The following is a 20,879-nucleotide window of genomic DNA, read 5'->3' as shown; positions in this document are numbered from 1 at the left end:
ATCCAACCCAAGAAAAAGGAGACAACCTTGTCCAAGATCGAAATCACCGAAGAGCACTGCCGCATCGACCCTGCGCGGCGCCGCGCCGTCGCAGCGATGGCCGCGCTCGCCGCCGCGGCCTGCGCACTGCCATTGCAGGCACTCGCCGCGCCATCCTTTCCCGACCGGCCGATCCGGCTCTATGTCGGCTACTCGGCCGGCGGCGGCACCGACCAGGTCGCGCGGCTCGTGGCACAGAAAACCTCCGAGCTCGTCGGGCAGCAGATCATCGTGATGAACATGCCGGGCGCCACCGGCTCCATCGCGGTCGAGCGCGTCGCCACCTCGCCGCCCGACGGCTACAACCTGCTGCTCGTGTCGTCCGCCGACACGGTGGTGCCTGCGTTGCGGGCCAAGCTGAACTACGACTTCCAGCGCGACCTGCTCGGCGTGGCGCAGGCAGCAGACGGCCCGATGGCGCTCGTGGTCAACAACGACTTGCCGGTGCACAGCGTCGGCGAGCTCATCGCGCTCGCGCGCAAGGAGCCGGGCAAGCTCAACTTCGGCTCGCCGGGCGTGGGCAACTCGCTGCATCTCGCGGGCGCGCAGCTCAATGCCATGACCGGCGTCGACATCGTGCACGTGCCCTTCAAGGGCGGTGCCGAATCGATGACCGCCACGGTCGCGGGCGATGTGCAGATGTGCTTCCAGATGCTGGCCACCGCGCTGCCTTTCGCCAACGCCGGCAAGCTGCGGCTGCTGGCCGTCACGTCGGCCCAGCGTGTCCCCTCGCTGCCGAACGTGCCCACGCTCGCGGAATCGGGATTGCCCGGCTTCGACCGCTCCGTCTGGTTCGGCGTCGCCGCGCCCAAGGGCACGCCCGCGGCCGTCATCGACAAGCTCAACGCCGCCATCAACAAGGGCATGAGCACGCCCGAATCCAAGGCCTTCCTGACGGGCCAGAACCTCGAACACCACAACACCACGGCCGCGCAGTTCACGGCGCTGATGCGCCGCGATGCGACGCAGAGCGGCAAGCTGATTGCGGGCCTGGGGATCAAGCCGGAATGAGCGATGAGAACCTGCAGGCGGTGCTCGCTATTGATATCGGCGGTTCATTCACGGACGTGGTGCTTCAGGCCGGCGGTTCGCAATGGACCACCAAGGTCCTCACCACGCCGGGCGCGCCGGAGCAGGGCGTCATCGACGGCATCGCCGAGATCCTCGGCAAGGCGCGCTGTCCGGCCTCGGACATCGGCCGCTTCGTCCTCGGCACCACGCTCGCGACCAACGCGCTGATCGAACGCAAGGGCGCGCGAACCGCGCTCATCGCGACCGAAGGATTCCGGGACGTGCTCGAGATTGGCCACGAGAACCGGTATGCGCAGTACGACATCCTGCAGGACAAGCTGGTCCCGCTCGTTCCGCGCTACCTGCGCTTCGGCGTGCCGGAACGACTCAATGCGCGTGGCGAGGTGCTGGTGCCGCTCGACGAGCCCTGCGTGCTCGGCCTGGTGCACGAACTGAAGAAGAACGACATCGAGAGCGTCGCGGTCGCACTGCTTCACAGCTATGCCAACCCGCAGCACGAGCAGCGTGTGCGGCAGCTGCTGCGGGCTGCGATGCCGCAGCTGCATGTCACCTTGTCGTCGGACGTCTGTCCCGAGGTGCGCGAATACGAGCGCACGTCCACGGCCTGTGCCAATGCCTATGTGCAGCCGCTCGTGGCCGGCTATCTGGGCCGGCTGAAGGTGCGCCTGCAGGAGATCGGCCTCGGCTGCCCGCTCTACCTGATGACCTCCGGCGGCGCGATCACTTCCGTCGAGCTCGGCGCGCAGCAGCCCATCAAGCTGGTCGAGTCGGGTCCCGCGGGCGGCGCCATCCTCGCCCGCCAGGTCGCCGCGCAATGCGCCGAGCCGCGTGCGCTCTCGTTCGACATGGGCGGCACCACCGCCAAGATCTGCTTCATCGACGACTTCGAGCCCGAACTCTCGCGCAGCTTCGATGTCGGCCGCATGTACCGCTTCATGAAGGGATCGGGCATCCCGGTGCGCCTCCCGGTGATCGAGATGGTGGAGATCGGCGCCGGCGGCGGCTCGATCGCGAGCCTCGACGCGCTGCAGCGCGTGCAGGTCGGCCCGGACAGCGCGGTGTCCGATCCAGGGCCCGCCTGTTTCGCGCGCGGCGGCCGGCGCGCGACGGTGACCGATGCCGATTGCGCCACCGGCCTGCTCGATCTGCAGCGCTTCGCGTCCGGCAAGATCCGGCTCGACGACAGCCTTGCGCATGCGGCGATCGAGCGCGACGTGGCCCGCAGCTTGGAGCTCGACAGCGTCCATGGCGCGATGGCGATCCAGGAGATCGTCGCGGAGAACATGGCCAATGCGGCGCGCGTTCACGCCATCGAGCTGGGCAAGGCCGTGGACGGCTACACCATGATCGCGTTCGGCGGCGCGGCGCCACTGCGTGCCGCCCAGCTGGCGCGCAAGCTCGGCATCCGGCGCGTGATCGTTCCGAACGCGGCGAGTGTGGGCTCGGCGCTCGGCTTCCTGTGGGCGCCGGTGGCCTGGCAGGCGCTGCGCAGCCTGCACCAGCGCCTGGACGACTTCGACGGCGCCGCGGTCGATCGGTTGTTCGAGGAGATGCAGGCGGATGCCCTGTGCGCGGTGCGCAGCGCGGCTCCGTCCGGCAGCGAACTGCAGGTGCGCCGCTTCGCCTACATGCGCTATGCGGGCCAGGGGCACGAGATCACGGTCGATCTCCCCGACGCTTCGCTGGCACACGACGCGAGCGCCGGACTGCTGGCCCGCTTCGAGTCCCAGTACCGTGCCTTCTATTCACGGGTGATCCCGCAACTCGCCGTCGAGGTGATGAGCTGGGGCTTGACGGTGAGCACGGTGTCGGCACCGATCATTCCCGTGGCCGCGCCGCCCGCCAGGCCGAACCCGCCGAAGTCCGGCATGCGCCGCCTTTTCGACAGCGCGACGGCGCAATGGATCGACGTGCCGGTCTACGAGCGAAGCGAACTCGAGGCCGGCGCCTCGCTGTGCGGGCCGGCCCTGATCGGCGAAGACCAGACCACGACCGTCGTCCCACCGGACTTCGACGCTCAGGTCGATGCCCACGGTCATCTCATTCTTCAATGTACCGAACGACGGGACACGTCATGCGCATGACCGAGGGCATTCAATTCCAGGTGATGTGGAACCGCCTGGTATCGGTCGTGGAAGAGCAGGCGCAGATCCTGGTGCGCACCGCGTTCGGCGCGTCCACGCGCGAGGCGGGTGACCTTTCCGCGGGGCTGTTCCTTCCGGATGCGCGCATGGTCGCGCAGGCGGTGACCGGCACGCCGGGCCATGTGAATTCGATGGCGCGATCGGTGCGCCACTTCACCGATGAATTCCCGGTGCAGACCATGCGGCCCGGCGATGTCTTCGTGACCAACGACCCGTGGAAGGGCACCGGGCACCTGAACGACTTCACGCTCGTGACGCCTGTCTTCCGCGGCGGGCAGGTGGTCGCGCTGTTCGCTTCGACCCTGCACGTGGTCGACATCGGCGGCCTGGGCATCGGGCCCGATGCGAGCGAGATCTTCCACGAAGGCCTGTTCGTCCCCATCGTGCGATTCGCCTGCCAGGGCGTGCCGGACGCGGGCCTGCTCAAGCTGATCCGCGCCAACGTGCGCGAGCCCGTGCAGGTCGAGGGCGACCTGCATGCGCTCGTCGCCTGCAACGGGATCGGTGCAGAGCGGCTGCTCGCGATGATGGACGAATACCGGCTGCAGGACCTGGAAGCGCTCGGCGAATTCATCATCGAGCGCTCCCGCGCCGCGATGCTGGAGGCCGTGCGCGAATGGCCGCAGGGCTCGTGGCGCCACCGCATGACGATCGACGGCTACGACGCGCCGATCGAGCTGGTGGCGCAACTGCGCATCTCGCACGATGGCATCGACATCGACTTCGCAGGCACCTCGCCGGTGGTCGCGCGCGGCATCAACGTGCCGAAGACCTACACCGACGCGTACAGCAGCTTCGGCGTGCGCTGCATCATCGGCGCCGACGTGCCGAACAACGCCGGCTCGCTGTCCGTGGTGCGGATCGCGGCGCCCGAGAACTGCATCCTGAATGCGCTGCCGCCGCTCGCGGTGCAATCGCGTGCCATCGTCGGCACCATGCTGCCGGACGTGATCTTCGGCTGCCTGCGGCAGGTCCGGCCCGACCGGGTGCCGGCCGAAGGCGCATCGAACCTCTGGAACATCCGGCTCGCCGGCGGACAGCTGATGGCCGGCGTCGATCCCTCGCAGGCGCTGCGTGCCAGGCGCTTCACCATCGTGAGCTTCACTTCGGGCGGGACCGGTGCGCGCCCCGGCAAGGATGGCCTGTCGACCACCTCGTTTCCGAGCGGCGTGAAGAACACGGCGGTGGAAATCATCGAAACCATGGCGCCGGTGGTGTTCTGGCGCAAGGAATACGCGACCGACTCGGGCGGCGCGGGCACGCTGCGCGGCGGCCTGGGACAGGTGGTCGAGTTCTCGCATGCGGACGCCGCGCCGATGGTGCTGGGCGCGACCTTCGAGCGCATCACCCATCCCGCGCGCGGCGCGGACGGGGGCGCTGCGGGCGGCGCGGGCCGCGCATCGCTCCAGTCCGGCGCGGTGCTGAAGGGCAAGGGGCGGCAGCTCGTTCCGGCGGGCGAGCGCGTGATCCTGCAGACGCCGGGTGGCGGCGGCATCGGCGATCCGAAGCAGCGAGACCGCCAGAAGGTCGCGCAGGACCTGCGCGATGGATTGATCAGCCCGGAGGCCGCGAGCGCGATCTACGCGAACGACGACCGAGTCGACCAGGGCGTGTGTGTCAACACAAACCGCGAAGCCCGTCGGCCACCCGCACGAAGCTGAGGAACATCGCGCCCACCTTGTTCACGTCGCGGTCGACTTGTCCGCGCAGGAGATGACGATCATGGCCACCGATCACGAATTGCGCTTCAATCACCTGTTCCATGCGGGCCGGACCTTCGTCTTTCCCTGCGATGCCAAGGGCCGAGTCGACCTGGATTCGTTGGGTACGCGCGCTCGCAACAACTACTTCTTCGCCCGGGCGCTTGTCGGTCGCGAGGTCGGCCCGCCTACGGTGGAGCGTCGAGAGTTGGACGCCGCGAAAGTCAATTGAACTTGGACCGCCGCCGGCACAGCAAGCCGGGGGCTTTGGAGGGGCACCCTCGCCACGCCAGGGGCACCAGACTGGATTGCGTAACTCGCGCGTCCGCGCTCACCCCGTGGCAGCGACCTCGCTGCAATCCTGAACCGCCCCCTCGCGCGCGAGCCGCTCGACCTCGTCCGCATCGAATCCCCAGGCGACCAGGCCGGAGACGTTGTCCGCGCCGATGGCAACCGGCGGGTTGCGCACAGCGCCCGGCGTCGCCGAGAAGCGCGGCGCCGGGCCCGGCTGCACCACGCCGTCGATCTCCACGAAGGTCGACCGCGCGACGTTGTGCGGATGGTGCGGCGCTTCGGCCAGCGAGAGAACCGGTGTCACGCAGCAGTCGCTGCCTTCCATGAGCGCGAGCCATTCGGCCTGCGTCCTGCGGCGGATCGTCTCGGCAAAGCGCTTCTTCAGTTCCGGCCACTTCGTGCGGTCGCGCTGCGGATGGACGTCCGGGCCTTCGAGCCCGAGGTGGCGCAGCAGGTTGGCATAGAACTGCGGCTCGGAGGCGCCGAGCGCAAGCCACTTGCCGTCCCGGCACTGGTAGACGTTGTAGTAGTGCGAGCCGCCATCGATCGAATTGACCTGCCGCTCGTCCTTCCAGTAGCCGGAAGTGAAGTAGCCGTAGATCATGCCCATCAACGAGCTCGCGCCGTCGACCATTGCGCAATCCACCACCTGCCCCTTGCCGGTCGCCCGGGCGTGGTGCAGCGCGGCCATGATGCCGAAGGCCAGGTACAGCGAGCCGCCGCCGAAATCGCCCAGCAGGTTGATCGGGATCACCGGCGCATCCTTCGTTCCGATGGCGTGCAGGGCGCCCGACAGCGCGATGTAGTTGATGTCGTGGCCGGCCTTGTTCGCGTTCGGTCCCTCCTGTCCCCATCCGGTCATCCGGCCGTAGATCAGCGCCGGCTTGCGGGCGAGGGCGATGTCCGGACCCAGGCCCAGCCGCTCCATCACGCCGGGGCGGAAACCCTCGATCAGGATGTCGGCCTGGTCGATCAGGCGCAGGCAGAGCGCGGCCGCGCCGGGATGTTTGAGGTCCACCGCCACCGACCGCCGCCCGCGCGAGGTCACGGAGGTGTTGAGGTACGGACGTGCACCCTTGCGGTCGATGCGAATCACATCGGCGCCGAGATCGGACAGCAGCATGCCGCAGAAAGGCGCTGGCCCGAGTCCCGCGAATTCGACGACTTTCAAGCCCTGGAGCGGGCCACCCACAGATGACATCGTTGTTCGATCCTTGTTTTGCAGGAAGGCGGATTGCCGGCCAGCGTTCGCGCCGGCGGTCACAGGCGGTCGCGTTTCACGACGACGCCCGCCTTTTCCCGGTCCCAGGTGTCGGCCGTCACGCCTTCGGCGCGCAGCTGATGCTTGACGATCTTCTGCGTCGCGGTCCGGGGGAGCGCCTGCATGACACGGATATACCGGGGAATCATGAAGTAGGGCAGGCGAGGGCGCAGAAACTCGATCAGCGCCTCGGGTGCGACCGAGCCGCCCGCCACCGGCGACACGACGGCGAGCACCTCGTCTTCCGACAGTTCGCTCCTGGCCGCGACCACGGCCACTTCGCGCACCTGGGGATGGCGCGCGATCTCGCTCTCGACCTCGAAGGACGAGATGTTCTCGCCGCGCCGCCGGACCGCGTCCTTGAGCCGGTCGGCGAAGATGAAATCGCCTTGCGCCGTCCGGCGAAAGGCGTCGCCGGTGTGGAACCAGCCATTGCGCCAGACCTCGGCGGTCGCCTTCGGATCCCGCAGATAGCCGTTCATCAGGGTCCACGGCTCGGCCGAGCGGATGACCAGCTCGCCGACCTGGCCGTCCTCGAGCGGCAGGTCGTTCTCGTCGACGACTCGGGCCTCGACCCCTGGACGCGGTCTGCCGCACAGGCCCCGCACCCCGGGGTTCGGCTCGCCGTGGAACGGCGCGGAGATCTCGGTCATGTTGTAGACGCCGAACACGTCGACGCCGAAGCGCTTGGCAAACGCCGCGGCGCTCTCGTCGACCGGCGCGATCTGGACGGTCTTGAGCGGATGCGAGCGGTCCTGCGCGCTCTCCGGCTGCTGCAGCAGATAGGACAGGGTGACGCCGAGCAGCGAGGTCGTGGTGATGCCGAAGCGCCGCACGTCGCTCCAGAAGCGGTCGGTCTTGAACGATTCGACCAGGGCGATCGAGCCTCCGCGGGCCAGCATGCCATAGATGTTCCCGATGCCGCCCGTGTGCGACAGCGGCGCATGGATCAGCCGGCGGTCCGCCGCGGAAATGTGGCGCGCCGAGAAGGCATGCGCATGGCGCTGCATGTAGGAGCTCAGCACGCCTTTGGAGGGCCCGGTCGTGCCGGACGTGTAGAGGACGAACTGGTGGTCCCAAGGCTGGATCGGCCGCGCGAGCGGCGGCAACGCGATGGGTGCGCCCGTGTCCGACGCCTGCTCGACGATCTCGAAGCCATTCGGTGCCGGCGCCGGATCGCTGCCCGTCCTGGCGACGACCAGCTTGCGCAGGAAGCGCGCCTGGACCTCGGTCAGCCGCTCCATCAGCCGCGAGTCGACGACCATCAGCCGTGCTTCGCTGTTGTTCAGGATGTGTTCGAGGAAGCCGCCGCGTGAGGCCAGGCCCAGGGGCGCGCAGACGGCACCCAGGTAGTTGATGGCCAGCATCGTGCGCAGCGCATCGGGACCGCTGGGCATCCATACCGCGACGATATCGTCTTGCAGGACCCCTTGGCCGGCGAGGAAAGCGGCGGCAGCGACCACCTGGGTCTTCAGCTCGGAGAAGGTCCAGCGCGTGCCGTCTTCGAAGAGCGCGAAGACTTCGTCGGCGCGATCCCGGGCATGCCGGTCGATGAGGTTGCGCACGACAGTCTCTTCGGCTGTCGGCCGTTTCGGCGCGGTCGTTGTCGGGTCGGACATGTTCTCTGGACCATTCGTGGAGATTGCGTCGCGGGCCCTCAGGGCGCGAGGACGATATGGCTCTTCTCGATCACTTCCCTGACGCGGGCGTGGTCTCGCTGCAGCCGCTCGCCCAGCTGCTGCGGATCGAGGTAGTACGGGGACTGCAGCTGGTTTTCGATGGCCTTGATCACATCAGGCATCGCAAGCACCTTCTGCATGGCCGCCGTGAGCTTGGCGATCACGGGCTCCGGCGTGCGCGCCGGAGCGAGCAGGACCAGGTACGGTTCGATGGATTCCAGGTCGGAGAGCCCGTACTGCGAAAAAGTGGGAACCGGCGGTCCGCCAGGGCGCGCCGTGGTGTAGGCCAGGGCGCGCAGCTCGCCGGCATCCACATGGGGCTGGAGCGTCGGCACGTTGGTGAACATCATCTGCACGCGGCCGGCCAGAAAGTCCTGTACCGCGGGGGCGCCGCCCTTGTAGGGCACGTGCACGATCTTCGTGCCGGCGCGCAGGTTGAACATCTCGGCCGCAAGGTGGTTCAGGTTGCCCACGCCGGAACTGGCGTAGTTCAGCTTGCCGGGATTGGCTTTCGCGTACGCGATGAATTCGGGCAGCGTCCTGGCGGGCACCGATTTGTGCACGGCCAGCATATAGCTGGAGCGCGAGGCGGCCGCGATCGGCGCGAAATCCTTCAGGAAGTCGGAGGACTGCGCCGTTTGCAGCGGGACGATCACGTGCGTGCTGCCGGCGGTCCACAGCAGCGTGTAGCCGTCCGGCGCGGCTTTGGCGACCATGCCCGCCCCGATGGCCGAATTGGCGCCCGCGCGGTTGTCGATCACGAAGGACTGCCCCAGCAGCTCACCCAGTTTGGGCACGACGATACGCGCGATCGGGTCCACCGAACCGCCGGGCGGGAAGGGAACGATCACACGGATCGGATGGTCGGGATAGCTGCTCTGCGCGAACGCGAGCGGCGCGGCCAGGAGGGTTGCCGCGAACATGGCCAGGGAATGGAGAAGCAGGCGTTTCATGGGATTTGCTTGGAGGGATGGGTGAACAGGCTCTAGTCCATCTGCGTCACGAACTTGGTATTGAGGTACCCGTCGAAGGTCTCCATCCCGCCTTCGCTGTCCACGCCGCTGTCCTTGATGCCGCCGAAGGGCACCTCGGCCAGCGCCTGCCCGAAGTGGTTGATGTTGACGTTGCCGGCCTGCAGTCCGCTCTGCAGCTGCAACGCGTTGCGGCTCGAGGTCGTGAAGGCATAGGACGACAGGCCATAGGGCAGCGAGTTCGCGCGCCGGATGGCCTCGTCGAGCGCGCGAAAGCGCACGCAGGGCGCGATCGGGCCGAAGGGCTCCAGCGTCATGAGGCGGCTGTCGTCGGGCAGTTCGGTGACGACGGTGGGCTCGAAGAAGTAGCCGTCGCGGCCGATGCGGTTGCCGCCGATCTCGATGCGCGCGCCGCGCGCGTGGGCATCGTCCATGAATTCCATCATCGCCGGCACCCGGCGGTCGTGCGCGAGCGGGCCCATGCGCGTTTCGGGGTCCATGCCGGGTCCGACCTTGAGGCCGCGCGCTCGACCTCGGCGTCCTCGCAGACGATGGCCGCCGAATGGCCGCCGAGCTCCAGCGTCATGCGCTTGAGGTGCGTCGCGGCCAGCGCCGCGATCTGGCGCCCGACCGGCACCGAGCCGGTGAAGGACACCTTGCGCACGATCGGCGAGGTCAACAAGTGCTGCGAGACTTCGGCCGGCACGCCCCACACCACGTTGAGCACGCCGGGCGGCAGGCCGGCCTCGTGGAACAGGCGCGCGATGGCGACGATCGCGCTCGGCGTGTCCTCGGGGCCCTTGAGCACCATCGTGCAGCCGGCGCCGAGCGCGGCCGCGACCTTGCGCACCGCCTGGATGTACGGAAAGTTCCAGGGCGTGAAGGCCGCGCAGACGCCGACCGGTTCGCGCAGCACCAGTTGCCGCACGTTGGGCAGGCGCGGTGGAATGACGCGGCCGTAGATGCGCCGGCATTCCTCGGCATGCCATTCGAGGATCTCGGCGCAGCGCGTGACTTCGCCCTGCGCTTCCTTCAGCGGCTTGCCCATGTCGAGCGTGATGTTGCGCGCGATCTCGTCGGCGCGTGCGCGCGTGAGCTCGGCGACGCGGCGCAGGATGCCGCCGCGCTCCAGCGCGGAGCTGAGGCGCCAGGGATCGAAGGCGCGTTCGGCCGCGGCCAGCGCGCGGTCGAGGTCGGCCGTCGTGGCATGCGGCAGGCGGCCGATCACGCGGCCGGTCGCGGGGTCGAACACGTCCTGCTCGCGGCGGCCGCCGCCGCCGGCGATGAATTCGCCGTCGATGAAGAGGCTGGGGCTGTCGTACATGGAAACACTCCTGGGGCGCGCGCCGGCAGTTGACCGGATGCGCATTGACAAGGGCGCCACGGCTCTCTATATTCAGCAGGAAGATAGCGCTAACACGCGACGCGAGACAGTCTCCAAGGATTTCCTTCATGAGTCAATACCTGGTCGGCGACCTGGCCGCCGAATTCCTCGCGCGCTGCGGCATCGAGGCGGCCTTCGGCGTCATCTCGGTCCACAACGTCCCGATCCTCGACGGCATCGCGCAGCAGCGGAAGCTGCGCTTCGTGATGGCGCGCGGCGAGATGGGCGCGGCCCACATGGCCGACGGCTACGCCCGCGCTGGCGGCCGGCTGGGTGCATTGATCACCAGCACCGGCCCGGGTGCGGCGAACGCGGCCTCGGGGTTGCTCGAAGCTGGCTTCGCGGGTTCGCCGGTGCTGCACATCACGGGTCAGACGCCGACGCGCAGCATCGGCCGCGGGCAAGGCGCGGTGCACGATGTCGCCGATCAGCTCGGCATGCTGAAGTCGCTGTCGAAGGCGGCTTACCGCGTGAATTCGCCGCAGGAAGCGCTGGGCGTGCTGACGCGCGCCGCGGTGGACGCGCTGAGCCCGCGCATGGGTCCGGTGAGCGTGGAGATCCCGTTCGACATCCAGCGCACGGCGATCGCGCGCCCGGCCGCGTTCGACCGCTTCGTGCTGCCGCTGCCGCCGCGGCGCGTGCCGCAGGGCGAGGAGCTCGATCGGCTGATCGAGCACGTCGCGAAGGCGAGGCGCCCGATGCTCTGGCTGGGCAACGGCGCGCGCCACGCGGGCGCCGCTGCGGCCCGGCTGCTCGAACTCGGCTTCGGCATGGTCAACAGCCAGGCAGCGCAGGGCATCGTGTCGGGCGACCATCCGATGAACCTGGGCGCGCTCAACGGCAGCCGCCACATCCGCGCCGACCCGGTGGTCGAGGCGCTGTTCGACAGCTGCGACCTGCTGCTGGTGGCCGGCTCGCGCCTGCGCGTCAACGAGACACGCGATGGCCAGAGCCGCCTGCCGAAGAATCTGGTGCACATCGATCTCGATCCCGCGGCCAACGGCAGGACCTACGAGAGCGAGCTCTTCGTCTGCGGCGACAGCGCCGCCACGCTCGACCTGCTGGCGCAGCGGCTCGGCGATCGCCTGAAGATCGATCCGGGTTTTCGCAGGGACGTGGCGGCCGCCAAGGTCGAGGCGACGGCGGACTTCACGGCCACGCTCGGTCCGTATGCCGAATTCCCGACCCGGCTGCGCGCCGCCATGCCGCGCGATGCGGTGTGGGTGCGCGACGTGACGCTGCACAACGGCGCGTGGGGCAACAAGGTCTTTCCGATCCACGGTCCGCACGATGGCATCTATCCCATCGGCCTCGGCATCGGCCAGGGTCTGCCGCTGGGCATCGGCGCCGCGGTGGCGGCCAATGCCGCCGGACGCAAGGTCGTGATGATGGCCGGCGACGGCGGCTTCGCGATGAACATGACCGAGCTGTGGACCGCCGTGCAGGAGAAACTCGACATCGTGATCCTGGTCATGAATGACGGCGGCTACGGCGTCATCAAGCACATCCAGGACAGCCTCTACGAAGGCCGCCGCCACTACGGCGATCTGCTGTCGCCGGACTTCGGCCAGCTCGCCCAACTGGCCGGCATGCCGTTCTGGAAAGTGCGCGCCACGCGCGAGCTCGGCGAGATGGTCGGCCGTGCGGTGGCCGCGAAAGGCCCGGCGATGGTCGAGGTCGACATGTCGGGCATCGGTGAATTTCCGCCCTACGTGGTGCCGGCGAGATAAGGCGAGGAACCCTTCGATGTCCGATCTCCCCAAGACCGTCTCGATCAAGGAAGAGGGCCCGCGCGAGGGCTTCCAGTTCGAGAAGGGCGCCATTCCCGCCGCACGCAAGATCGCGCTGATCGACAGCCTGTCGCAGACTGGCCTGAAGCAGATCCAGACGGTGAGCTTCGTGCCCGCGAAGAACGTACCGGGCATGGCCGATGCCGACGAGGTCGTGCAGGGTTTTCATCGCGCGCCGGGCGTGAGCTACACCGCGCTCTGGCTCAACGAGCGCGGGCTGGAGCGCGCGATCGGCACCGCCGGCAAGCTCGACATCAAGGGCATCCTCACGCTGACCGCGTCCGAGAAATTCCTGCTGCGCAACCAGAAGCGCACGCTGGCGGAGAACCTCGCTGCACTGCAAGGCCTGGTCGCGATGTACAAGAAGCACGCGGTGCCGGTGGAGCGCATCTCGATCGCTGCCGCCTTCGGCTGCAATTTCGAAGGCGACATCCCGGTGGCGACGGTGGTCGACATGACGCGCCAGCTGCTCGACATCGGCCGCCAGCACGGGCTCGGCATCAAGGTGCTGTCGCTGGCCGACACGATGGCCTGGGCCACGCCGATGTCGATCCGCCGCGTGGTCGGCGCGGTGCGCGAGGCCTTTCCCGAACTGCAGCTCAGCCTGCACCTGCACGACACGCGCGGCATGGGCATCGCCAACGCCTATGCCGGCCTCGAGATGGGCGTGGCGCTGTTCGATGCGGCGGTCGGCGGACTCGGCGGTTGTCCCTTCGCCGCGCACAGCGGCGCGGCCGGCAATGTCTGCACCGAGGACCTCGTCTTCATGTGTGACGAGATGGGCATCACATCGGGCGTCGACCTCGAAGCGCTGCTCGAATCGGCACGGCTCGCCGAGGAGATCGTCGGCCACCCATTGCCCGGCGCGGTCAAGAGCGGCGGCAGCCTGCGCCGGCTGCGCAAGAAGATCGCCGGCGAGGCGGTGCCGGCTTGAAGCCCATGCCCCTGACACTGGACCTCGCGGCCTTCTGTGCCGGCCTTCGCTTCGACGACCTGCCCGCCGGCGCGCTGCCCTTCATCCGCACCGGCTTCACCGATTGCGTGGCGACGCTGATCGCCGGCCGCCACGATCCGGTCACGCAGAAGCTGCACGCGGTGCTCGCACCGGCACCCGGCGAAAGCACGCTGTATTTCGGACTCGGCACTGCGCAACCCGGCATGGCCGCATGGCTCAACGCCACCGCCGCGCATGCGCTCGACTTCGACGACGCGGCGCAGCGCGGCCACCTGAGCACGGTGCTGGTGCCGTCCATCCTGGCCGAAGCCGATGCGCTGCGCGCCACCGGCCCGCAGATGGCGACCGCGTATGCCGCCGGCTACGAAGCCTGGTCCGAGCTGATCCGGCGCGAGCCCGACCACTATCACAACCACAGCTGGCATCCCACCGGCGTCTTCGGGCCGATCGCGGTGGCCGCGGCCTGCGCCTCGCTGCGTGGACTCGATGCCGGCATGACCGCGCATGCACTGGCGATCGCGGCCTCGCAAAGCGCCGGGCTGATCGCGAATTTCGGCAGCATGACCAAGCCCTTCCATGCCGGCCGCGCGGCCAACGCGGGACTGGTGGCGGCCGCGCTCGCGCAGGCCGGCTTCACCGGATCGACCGAGGCGCTGGAGCATCCGAAAGGCCTGATGCGCGGCATCTCGCCCGCGGGACGCGTCGACCTCGAATCGCCGCTCGAAGCCGGACGCATCTGGAAGCTGCCGCGCGGCGGCGTCAACATCAAGAAATACCCGTCGTGCTTCGCGGCGCACCGCGCGCTCGACGGCATGCTCGACCTGCTGGCCGAGCATCCGGTCACGCCGGCGCAGGTCGAACGCATCGTCGTCACCACCAGCCGCCGCAACCGCTCGACCCTGCGCTACGAGCAGCCGCGCACCGGATTGCAGGCCAAGTTCAGCATGCACTTCGCGATGGCGTCGGCGCTCATCGCGCGCCGCGCCGGCCTCACCGAACTGGACGACGCCTTCGTGCTGCGCGACGACGTGCAGGCGCTGATGCGCCGCGTCGAGGTGCTGCCCGAAGACCGCGAGGACCCCGAGCGCCCCGGCGAGGCGCCGCAGGACGTGGTGATGTTCCAGACCACCGACGGCCGGCAGTTCAGCCGCGCGGTCGACTACGTGCGCGGCGGGCCCGAGCAGCCGCTGCGTCCCGGCGAACTGTTCGCCAAGTTCGAGAACTGCCTGGCCGCCGGCGGCGTGCGCGGCGCTGCGCGCCCGCTCTTCGACGCGCTCGCCGCCATCGACAGCCAGCCCGGCATGGCCGGCCTCTACCGGCTCGCCGAATCCTGAAGACCTTCACCTCCGATCGACACCCTATGCATACCACCCACACCGATTCCACCGCCTTCAAGCTGCCGCCCGACGTCATCGAATTCCGCGACCTTGCCAAGCGCATCGTGCGCGAAGAGCTGCTGCCGCTCGAACAGGAATTCCTCGCCAGCCCCAAGCATGCGTACGGCATGCGCGAACTGCCGATGGTGCGCGCCGTGTTCAAGCCCGAAGTCGCCGAGCGCCTGTTCAAGATCGCACGCGACACCGGCCTCTGGTACCTGATGGTGCCGGAGGAGCACGGCGGCATGGGCCTGTCGATGCTGGCGCAGGTCGCGATCCTCGAGCAGCTCAACTACAGCCCGATCCCGCTGCCGATGGCCAACGTCGGCAACATCCTCTACGAATGCAAGGGCGACCAGGTCGAGCGCTTCCTGCGGCCCGTGATCGAGGGCGAAAAGACGACCGCCTTCGCCCAGACCGAGCCCAACGCGGGCTCCGATCCCGGCGGCATGATGCAGACGAAAGCCGTGCGCAAGAACGGCCGCTGGGTGCTCAACGGCACCAAGATGTGGATCTCCAACGCGGCCGGCTGCGACTTTCTCATGGTGCAGGCGGTGACCGATGCCGAGAAGCGCCAGCGCGGCGGCATCACCATGTTTCTGGTCGATCGCCACAACCCCGGCATGCGCGTCGAGGAGCCCGGCATCCGCACCTGGCTCGGCCCGAACCCGACGCAGTACGTGGTCCACTTCGACGATTGCGAAGTGCCCGACGAGGACGTGCTGGGCGAAGTCGGCAAGGGCTTCACGCTCGGCCAGCGCTGGCTCACGATCCACGACCGCCTTTTGCGCGGGCCGTACGCGCTGGGCAAGATGCAGCGCGCGCTCGACATGTCGGTCGAATGGGCCAAGCAGCGCGTGACCTTCGGCAAGCCGCTCGCGGAACGGCAGGCCATCCAGTGGAAGCTGGTCGACATGCACATCGACATCCAGTCGCTGCGCTCCATGACCTACGAGATGGCCGGCCGCGCCGACAGCGGCGAGGACGTGCGCGCCGAGGCGGCGCTGGTCAAGCTGTGCGCGACCGAATGGGGCGCGCGCTGCGTCGACCATGCGATCCAGGTGCACGGCGCGATGGGCGAATCGCTGGAGCTGCCGCTGACCGTGTTCTACCGCTACCTGCGGCATGCGCAGATCGGCGGCGGCGCGAGCGAGATCCAGCGCATCCTGATCGCGCGCAGCCTGCTCAAGGGTTGAGGTTGAAGGTGGATGCGCCCGATCGCCGCACGGCGCCGCGCGCGCTGGCGGGCGTTCGCGTGCTGGACCTGAGCCAGGGCATCGCCGGCCCCTTCGCCGCGCGCCTGCTCGGCGACTTCGGCGCCGAGGTGATCAAGGTCGAGCCGCCCGAGGGCGACAGTGCCCGCCGTCTGGCGCCGCTGAAGACCGACGCACCCGCCGACGAACAGAGCCTGCTGTTCCAGTACCTCAACTGGAACAAGCGCGGCATCGTGCTCGATTTCGAGACGCTCGCGGGCCGCGCGTCGCTGCAGGCGCTGGTGCGCGCGAGCGACATCGTGATCGAGAGCTTCCGCCCCGGCGTGCTCATGCAATGGGGCCTGGCGCCGGCGAAGATGCTCGAAGGGAATCCGCGCCTGGTCGTCACCTCGGTCACCGACTTCGGCCAGGCCGGGCCCTATGCCGGCTACCGCGGCAGCGACCTCGTGCACCAGGCGATGAGCGGCATCATGCAGATCAGCGGCCAGGCCGACCGCGAGCCGCTCAAGCACGGCTTGTCGCAGGCGTATTTCTGCGCCGGGCTGAATGCGGCCTACGCGACGCTGGCGACGCACGCGGCGGCGGTGGCCGACGGCATCGGCGATCACGTCGACCTGTCGGTCCACGAGTGCCTGGCCTCCGAGTTGGTGATGTGCGAGAGCTACTACTCCTTCATGGGCGCGGTGCAGGGCCGCCGGCTCGCGGTGCAGGATCCCTTCGCCGGCGCGCCGATCCCGACCCGGCGCGGCTACGTGGCGATCCAGTCCGGCGGGCCGACCCCGCTCGAGGTGTATGCGGACCTGTTCCGCAACGAGGCCTTTCGCGATCCGAAGTACGCCAACCACATCGAGCGTGCGCAGCATGTGGACGAGGTGCGCCGGCAGATCGAACTGAGCGTGCGCGACCGCGATGCGAAGGAGATCTTTCTGGAAGGCTCGAAGCGCCGGCTGCTGGTCGGCATGGTGCAGGGCGCCGACGATCTGCTGGCCTGCGAGCAACTGGCCGCGCGCGGCTTCTTCGCCGAGCTCTTGCATCCGGCCACCGGGCGCTTTCGCTTTCCGGTCGAGCTGGTCAAGCTTTCGGCGACGCCGACGGCCGTGCGCCGGCGTTCGCCGCTGCTGGGCGAACACACGGCGGAGGTGCTGGCCGCGTTGCCACCGGCTGGCGCTGAAGACGTTCGCCCCCGCGCGGACGCGGCACCGGCGAGTGGCAAGGCCAAGCCGACGCTGCCGCTCGAAGGCCTGCGCGTGCTCGACCTGTCCACCGTGGTGGCCGTGCCCTACATGGCCGGCCTGCTCGCCGACCTTGGCGCCGAAGTGATCAAGATCGAGGCGCCGCACAAGCTCGACCAGACGCGGCGCGGCGTCTTCACCACCTACCTCGACGACGACCGGAGCGAGGACGCGGTGAACCGCTCGGGCATCTTCCAGGTGCTCAACCGCGGCAAGCAGTCGATGGTGCTGGACATGAGCCGGCCCGAGGGCCGCGAGGTGTTTCGCGCGCTGGTTGCCAAGAGCGACATCGTGGTGGAGAACTACACGCCGCGCGTGATGAGGTCGTGGGACCTGCACTACGACGCGCTGCGCCGCATCAAGCCCTCGCTGATCATGCTGTCGAACACCGGCTACGGCGCCAGCGGCCCGTGGTCGGGTTTCCCGAGCCAGGGCACCACGCTCGAAGCCACCATGGGCATCACGAGCTACACGGGCTACCGTGGCGACAAGCCCTGGAAGGCGGGCCAGTCGTACCCCGATTTCCTGGCCTGCTGGACCGGGCTCACTGCGCTCTTCGCGGCGCTGCATCATCTGCGCGCCACGAACGAAGGCCAGGCTATCGATCTCGGCATGTACCAAGTCGGCGCGGCGCTGATTCCCGAGCCGCTGCTGCAGGTGCAGCTCGATGGCCGCGACCTCGAACGCATCGGCAACGAGGACGCGGTGCATGTGCCGAGCAACGCCTACCGCGCGCTCGGCGACGATCGCTGGGTCGCGCTCACAGTGGTGAGCGACGCGCAGTGGCAGGCGCTGTGCGCTTTGATGGCGCGCGATGGTCTCGTGCCCGACCCGCGCCATGCGAGCGCGGCGGGACGGCGCGAACATCGCGGCGAAGTGAATGCCTGGGTGGGCGGCTGGACGCAGCGCCACGATGCCCGGGAGCTGATGGCATTGCTGCAGGCGCAAGGCATCGCCTGCGGCCCGGTGTTCGACAACCGCGACCTGCTGCTCGATGCGCACCTGGCCGCGCGCGGCTTCCACGAACGGGTCGCGCATCCGGCGCCAATGGGCGTGCGGCCGATCATGGGCCGGCCGTGGAAGCTGCTGCGGCGCGAGATCCGCGTGCGCAAGCCCGCGCCGCGCTACGGCGAGGACAACCGCAGGATCCTGTGCGAGACGCTGGGCATGGACGCGCAGCGCGCCGAAGACCTGATCGCATCGTGCGTGGTCTGCGATCAGCCCCACACGTCGACGCCGATCGACTCGATGGGCCTGCCCGCGCTGCAGCGGCTCAAGAGCGTGCATGAGCTGGACGCCGACTACCGCGAGAAGCTGGGGCTCGTGCCTCAGCCTTCCGGCGGCACGAAGGGGTAGGGCAGCGCGGGGCCGCTGCGCAGCGGCAGCGCGACGGTGGCCGTGCCCGGCGTCGATTCCTGGCCCTGCGCGTTCACGATGCCGATCTCCAGTTCGATCAGCCCAAAGCCCGGCACCTCGCGCTTGCCCGTCACGCGGCCCCAGATCTCGAGCCGCTCGTCGACCTTGTTCATCGCGCGGAACTGGAACGACGCCCTCCACACCCAGCCCGCCGGCCCGGCCCAGTCCTTGCGCAGCTGCATCACGAACTGCTGCTTGAAGGAGCCGTTGATCAGCAGGTCGGGCAGCTTGTCGTGCTCGACGGCGAAACGGCGGTCGTAGTGGATGCGGTGCCAGTTCTCCATCGTGGCCGACCAGCACATCAGGTGCAGGGTGGTGAGCGGGCCCTTGGAAAGCCGCGCCAGTTCCAGCCCGACCGGGCACGTCCTCGAAGCAGGGCGTCGCGCGCTTCATGGGTCCCTCCGCAGGACGGTGCGGTGCGCGCGCAGCAAGGGCTCGCCGCCGCCGCCGCCGGTGCGGATGTCGGATTCGATGACGACGACGATCAGGGCGCCCTTGCGCGATGCCTTCTCGTAGATCTCGGCATAGCGCTGGCGCACGGTCACGGTCTCGCCGAAGCGCGCATAGCGGAAGAACTCGAACGCCGAGCCGCCGTTGAGTATCGGCAGGTGGGCCAGATGCCGATGCAGGCTTTGACTTCGTCGGTGATCATTCCCATGCAAGACTGCCATCGAAGAATTTAGTTAGCGCTATCATAATCCGCTCTGCCAACCCAGCCAACGACGAGACATCATGAATCCGACACCCTCCGATCCTTCCGCGAAAAGTTCCGGCAGAAGCCCGGGCGTGGCCGTCATCACCGGCGGCGCCCGCGGCATCGGCGAAGCCGCCGCGCGCCGCTTCGCCGCGGACGGCCATCCGGTGGCCATCCTGGACGTCAACGCCGCACTCGGGAATGCGCTGGCCGGCGCGCTCGACGGCGGCGCGGGCGGCGCACGAGCGCGCTACTACGACTGCGATGTGGCGGACGCAGCCGGCGTCGAGGCGGTGGCCGAGCGCGTGCAGCGCGAACTCGGAGCGCCCGCCGTGCTCGTGACCTCGGCCGCGATGATCCCGAACACCGAATCGATCATGGACATGGACCTCGCGGCCCACGACCGCATGTGGCGCGTCAACTACTTCGGCACCGTGCATGCATGCCGCAGCTTCGGCCGTCGGATGATCGACGCGGGCGGCGGCTCGATCGTGACGATCGGCTCGATCAACAGCCTGCTGCCGCTGCCCTTGCCGGCCTACAACCCCGGCAAGGTGGCGCTGGCGCGGCTCACGCAACTGCTCGCCGCCGAACTGGGGCGCCACCACGTGCGCGTGAACAGCGTCGCACCCACCTACGTGATGACGCCCGAGCTGCAGGCGCGCATCGATTCGGGCCAGCGCGACCTCGGCAAGATGATGGGGGTGCATGCGCTCGACACGCTGCCGATCACGGCCGACGTGGCGGACGCGATCGCCTTCCTGTGCTCGCCGCAGGCGCGCACCATCACCGGCGTGCTGCTGCCGGTCGATTCCGGCTGGGGCGCGAGCGTGAGCTACATGACCTATTCGGGCGGCGTGCCCTGGGATCGGGCCAGGACCAGCGGCGGCGCCTGATCCGCCGCGGCAAGAAAGCGCGCGTCAGCCCCAGACTTCGTCCGGCACCGGCAGCCCGCGCAGATCGTCGGCCGTGAGTGGCCGGTCCACCTGGATGCCGGCGCTCTCGAGCATCAGGATCAGCTGCCGCGTGTGCTGCGCCGCATGCCAGGACGTGCGGTCCAGCACGTCGTGCACGGGCCGCTGGCCATAGTAGGTCTGCACGGTGTACTTGAGCTCGCGATCGGTCTGCGCATTCCACCAGGCCAGGGCGCGGTCGCGCACCTTCAGGCCCCAGTCGGCGATGTCCTTGCCGGTCCACTCGGGCCGCGGCACGTCCCTGAAACCTTCGACGTGCAAGCCCGCGCCTTCGACCGCGTCGATGAACATCTCGACCACGCGGAAGACATGGAACGCCGTCGCGCCCTGCGTGCGGGTGTTGCGGTTGCGGAATACTTCCTTCAGCTGCGTCTCGGGGAACTGGCGGGTGTAGCGCGCGGCCGCGGTCAGCACGAGCTCGATCTTCTCGAACAGTTGCGCCGGCGGCAGCGGATCGCCGAGCCGCGTCTTCAGATCGAGAAATTTCAGCACGTCGCCGAAGGACTGGCACAGCGTGAAGCGGTCGCCCAGCGAAACCACCGGCAGGCCGCGCGCGCCGAGCCGCCGCAGCTCGGCCAGCGCCTCGGCGTTGTCTTGCACGTTCACCGATTCGTACTCGACGCCCTGCTTGGTGAGGAACTCCTTGGTGCGAAGGCAGGAGGAACATCCGGGCTGCCAGAAGACCTTGATGTGGGCAGGTTGCTGCGTGGGGAGGGACATGGTG

Annotated in this window: 16 protein-coding genes and 1 pseudogene; 10 read left to right on the top strand and 7 right to left on the bottom strand. The window is 68.8% G+C overall.

Annotated elements, in window-relative coordinates; genetic code table 11:
* Positions 1 to 27 precede the first annotated feature (27 nt).
* The 4 genes from E5P2_RS33425 to E5P2_RS33410 all read left to right on the top strand — a co-directional run bounded on the left by E5P2_RS33425 (position 28) and on the right by E5P2_RS33410 (position 5,147).
* The gene (locus E5P2_RS33425) at positions 28 to 1,050 is read left to right on the top strand and encodes a Bug family tripartite tricarboxylate transporter substrate binding protein (protein WP_162571368.1); all 1,023 of its coding nucleotides are present in this window, start codon (positions 28 to 30) and stop codon (positions 1,048 to 1,050) included.
* The gene (locus E5P2_RS33420; protein WP_162571367.1) at positions 1,047 to 3,155 is read left to right on the top strand and encodes a hydantoinase/oxoprolinase family protein; all 2,109 of its coding nucleotides are present in this window, start codon (positions 1,047 to 1,049) and stop codon (positions 3,153 to 3,155) included. Before E5P2_RS33425 ends, E5P2_RS33420 begins: the two co-directional genes overlap by 4 nt.
* The gene (locus E5P2_RS33415; RefSeq protein ID WP_232080974.1) at positions 3,146 to 4,876 is read left to right on the top strand and encodes a hydantoinase B/oxoprolinase family protein; all 1,731 of its coding nucleotides are present in this window, start codon (positions 3,146 to 3,148) and stop codon (positions 4,874 to 4,876) included. Before E5P2_RS33420 ends, E5P2_RS33415 begins: the two co-directional genes overlap by 10 nt.
* A 61-nt stretch (positions 4,877 to 4,937) precedes the next feature.
* Positions 4,938 to 5,147 carry a hypothetical protein gene (locus E5P2_RS33410; RefSeq protein WP_232080973.1) on the top strand — a complete coding sequence of 70 codons (210 nt, stop codon included), beginning with the start codon at positions 4,938 to 4,940 and terminating at the stop codon, positions 5,145 to 5,147.
* 99 nt (positions 5,148 to 5,246) lie between these two features.
* On the opposite strand, the gene E5P2_RS33405 is transcribed toward E5P2_RS33410, so the two are convergent.
* The 4 genes and pseudogenes from E5P2_RS33405 to E5P2_RS33390 form a co-directional block, all read right to left on the bottom strand.
* Positions 5,247 to 6,410, bottom strand: a complete 1,164-nt coding sequence (locus E5P2_RS33405; protein ID WP_162571365.1) for a CaiB/BaiF CoA transferase family protein — start codon at positions 6,408 to 6,410, stop codon at positions 5,247 to 5,249.
* A 59-nt stretch (positions 6,411 to 6,469) separates the two neighbouring features.
* Positions 6,470 to 8,089 (bottom strand): AMP-binding protein, encoded by a 1,620-nt coding sequence (locus E5P2_RS33400; protein WP_162571364.1) that lies wholly within the window; start codon positions 8,087 to 8,089, stop codon positions 6,470 to 6,472.
* 38 nt (positions 8,090 to 8,127) lie between these two features.
* On the bottom strand, positions 8,128 to 9,102 hold the full coding sequence (locus E5P2_RS33395; protein ID WP_162571363.1) for a Bug family tripartite tricarboxylate transporter substrate binding protein: 975 nt from the start codon (positions 9,100 to 9,102) through the stop codon (positions 8,128 to 8,130).
* Positions 9,103 to 9,134: 32 nt separating this feature from the next.
* A pseudogene (locus tag E5P2_RS33390) lies at positions 9,135 to 10,444 on the bottom strand (NAD-dependent succinate-semialdehyde dehydrogenase).
* Positions 10,445 to 10,572: 128 nt separating this feature from the next.
* Between E5P2_RS33390 and E5P2_RS33385 the strand changes: the two are divergent.
* Genes E5P2_RS33385 through E5P2_RS33365 form a run of 5 tightly spaced genes read left to right on the top strand, consistent with a single transcriptional unit; the run spans position 10,573 to position 18,427 of the window.
* Entirely contained in the window at positions 10,573 to 12,234 is a 1,662-nt protein-coding gene (locus tag E5P2_RS33385) for a thiamine pyrophosphate-binding protein (protein ID WP_162571362.1), read from the top strand.
* Between the two features lie 16 nt (positions 12,235 to 12,250).
* Positions 12,251 to 13,228, top strand: coding sequence for a hydroxymethylglutaryl-CoA lyase (locus tag E5P2_RS33380; protein WP_162571361.1), 978 nt, complete (start codon positions 12,251 to 12,253; stop codon positions 13,226 to 13,228).
* A 5-nt stretch (positions 13,229 to 13,233) separates the two neighbouring features.
* Positions 13,234 to 14,583 (top strand): MmgE/PrpD family protein, encoded by a 1,350-nt coding sequence (locus E5P2_RS33375; protein WP_162571360.1) that lies wholly within the window; start codon positions 13,234 to 13,236, stop codon positions 14,581 to 14,583.
* 26 nt (positions 14,584 to 14,609) lie between these two features.
* Positions 14,610 to 15,821 (top strand): acyl-CoA dehydrogenase family protein, encoded by a 1,212-nt coding sequence (locus E5P2_RS33370; RefSeq protein ID WP_162571359.1) that lies wholly within the window; start codon positions 14,610 to 14,612, stop codon positions 15,819 to 15,821.
* An 8-nt stretch (positions 15,822 to 15,829) separates the two neighbouring features.
* Positions 15,830 to 18,427 (top strand): CaiB/BaiF CoA transferase family protein, encoded by a 2,598-nt coding sequence (locus E5P2_RS33365; RefSeq protein WP_162571358.1) that lies wholly within the window; start codon positions 15,830 to 15,832, stop codon positions 18,425 to 18,427.
* Here E5P2_RS33365 and E5P2_RS33360 read toward each other — a convergent pair.
* A complete protein-coding gene (locus E5P2_RS33360; protein ID WP_232080972.1) occupies positions 18,400 to 18,771 on the bottom strand; it encodes an acyl dehydratase in 372 nt (123 codons plus the stop codon). The two genes, E5P2_RS33365 and E5P2_RS33360, sit on opposite strands and share 28 nt — an antisense overlap.
* 105 nt (positions 18,772 to 18,876) lie before the next feature.
* On the bottom strand, positions 18,877 to 19,158 hold the full coding sequence (locus E5P2_RS33355; RefSeq protein ID WP_162571357.1) for an FAS1-like dehydratase domain-containing protein: 282 nt from the start codon (positions 19,156 to 19,158) through the stop codon (positions 18,877 to 18,879).
* Positions 19,159 to 19,273: 115 nt separating this feature from the next.
* Between E5P2_RS33355 and E5P2_RS33350 the strand changes: the two genes are divergently transcribed.
* Positions 19,274 to 20,077, top strand: coding sequence for an SDR family NAD(P)-dependent oxidoreductase (locus tag E5P2_RS33350; RefSeq protein WP_232080971.1), 804 nt, complete (start codon positions 19,274 to 19,276; stop codon positions 20,075 to 20,077).
* Positions 20,078 to 20,101: 24 nt separating this feature from the next.
* On the opposite strand, the gene E5P2_RS33345 is transcribed toward E5P2_RS33350, so the two are convergent.
* Positions 20,102 to 20,875 carry a glutaredoxin domain-containing protein gene (locus E5P2_RS33345; RefSeq protein WP_162571355.1) on the bottom strand — a complete coding sequence of 258 codons (774 nt, stop codon included), beginning with the start codon at positions 20,873 to 20,875 and terminating at the stop codon, positions 20,102 to 20,104.
* Between the last annotated feature and the right edge of the window lie 4 nt (positions 20,876 to 20,879).

The organism is Variovorax sp. SRS16, assembly GCF_901827165.1.
Taxonomy (GTDB): domain Bacteria; phylum Pseudomonadota; class Gammaproteobacteria; order Burkholderiales; family Burkholderiaceae_C; genus Variovorax.
This window is presented reverse-complemented; position numbering and strand designations above follow the sequence as displayed.

Bases quoted from the DNA above. Each gene is read 5' to 3' on its own strand.
- E5P2_RS33420 (WP_162571367.1), top strand. From the start codon at position 1,047: ATGAGCGATGAGAACCTGCAGGCGGTGCTCGCTATTGATATCGGCGGT.
- E5P2_RS33415 (WP_232080974.1), top strand. From the start codon at position 3,146: ATGCGCATGACCGAGGGCATTCAATTCCAGGTGATGTGGAACCGCCTG.
- E5P2_RS33410 (WP_232080973.1), top strand. From the start codon at position 4,938: ATGGCCACCGATCACGAATTGCGCTTCAATCACCTGTTCCATGCGGGC.
- E5P2_RS33405 (WP_162571365.1), bottom strand. From the start codon at position 6,410: ATGTCATCTGTGGGTGGCCCGCTCCAGGGCTTGAAAGTCGTCGAATTC.
- E5P2_RS33400 (WP_162571364.1), bottom strand. From the start codon at position 8,089: ATGTCCGACCCGACAACGACCGCGCCGAAACGGCCGACAGCCGAAGAG.
- E5P2_RS33395 (WP_162571363.1), bottom strand. From the start codon at position 9,102: ATGAAACGCCTGCTTCTCCATTCCCTGGCCATGTTCGCGGCAACCCTC.
- E5P2_RS33385 (WP_162571362.1), top strand. From the start codon at position 10,573: ATGAGTCAATACCTGGTCGGCGACCTGGCCGCCGAATTCCTCGCGCGC.
- E5P2_RS33380 (WP_162571361.1), top strand. From the start codon at position 12,251: ATGTCCGATCTCCCCAAGACCGTCTCGATCAAGGAAGAGGGCCCGCGC.
- E5P2_RS33375 (WP_162571360.1), top strand. From the start codon at position 13,234: ATGCCCCTGACACTGGACCTCGCGGCCTTCTGTGCCGGCCTTCGCTTC.
- E5P2_RS33370 (WP_162571359.1), top strand. From the start codon at position 14,610: ATGCATACCACCCACACCGATTCCACCGCCTTCAAGCTGCCGCCCGAC.
- E5P2_RS33360 (WP_232080972.1), bottom strand. From the start codon at position 18,771: ATGGAGAACTGGCACCGCATCCACTACGACCGCCGTTTCGCCGTCGAG.
- E5P2_RS33355 (WP_162571357.1), bottom strand. From the start codon at position 19,158: ATGGCAGTCTTGCATGGGAATGATCACCGACGAAGTCAAAGCCTGCAT.
- E5P2_RS33345 (WP_162571355.1), bottom strand. From the start codon at position 20,875: ATGTCCCTCCCCACGCAGCAACCTGCCCACATCAAGGTCTTCTGGCAG.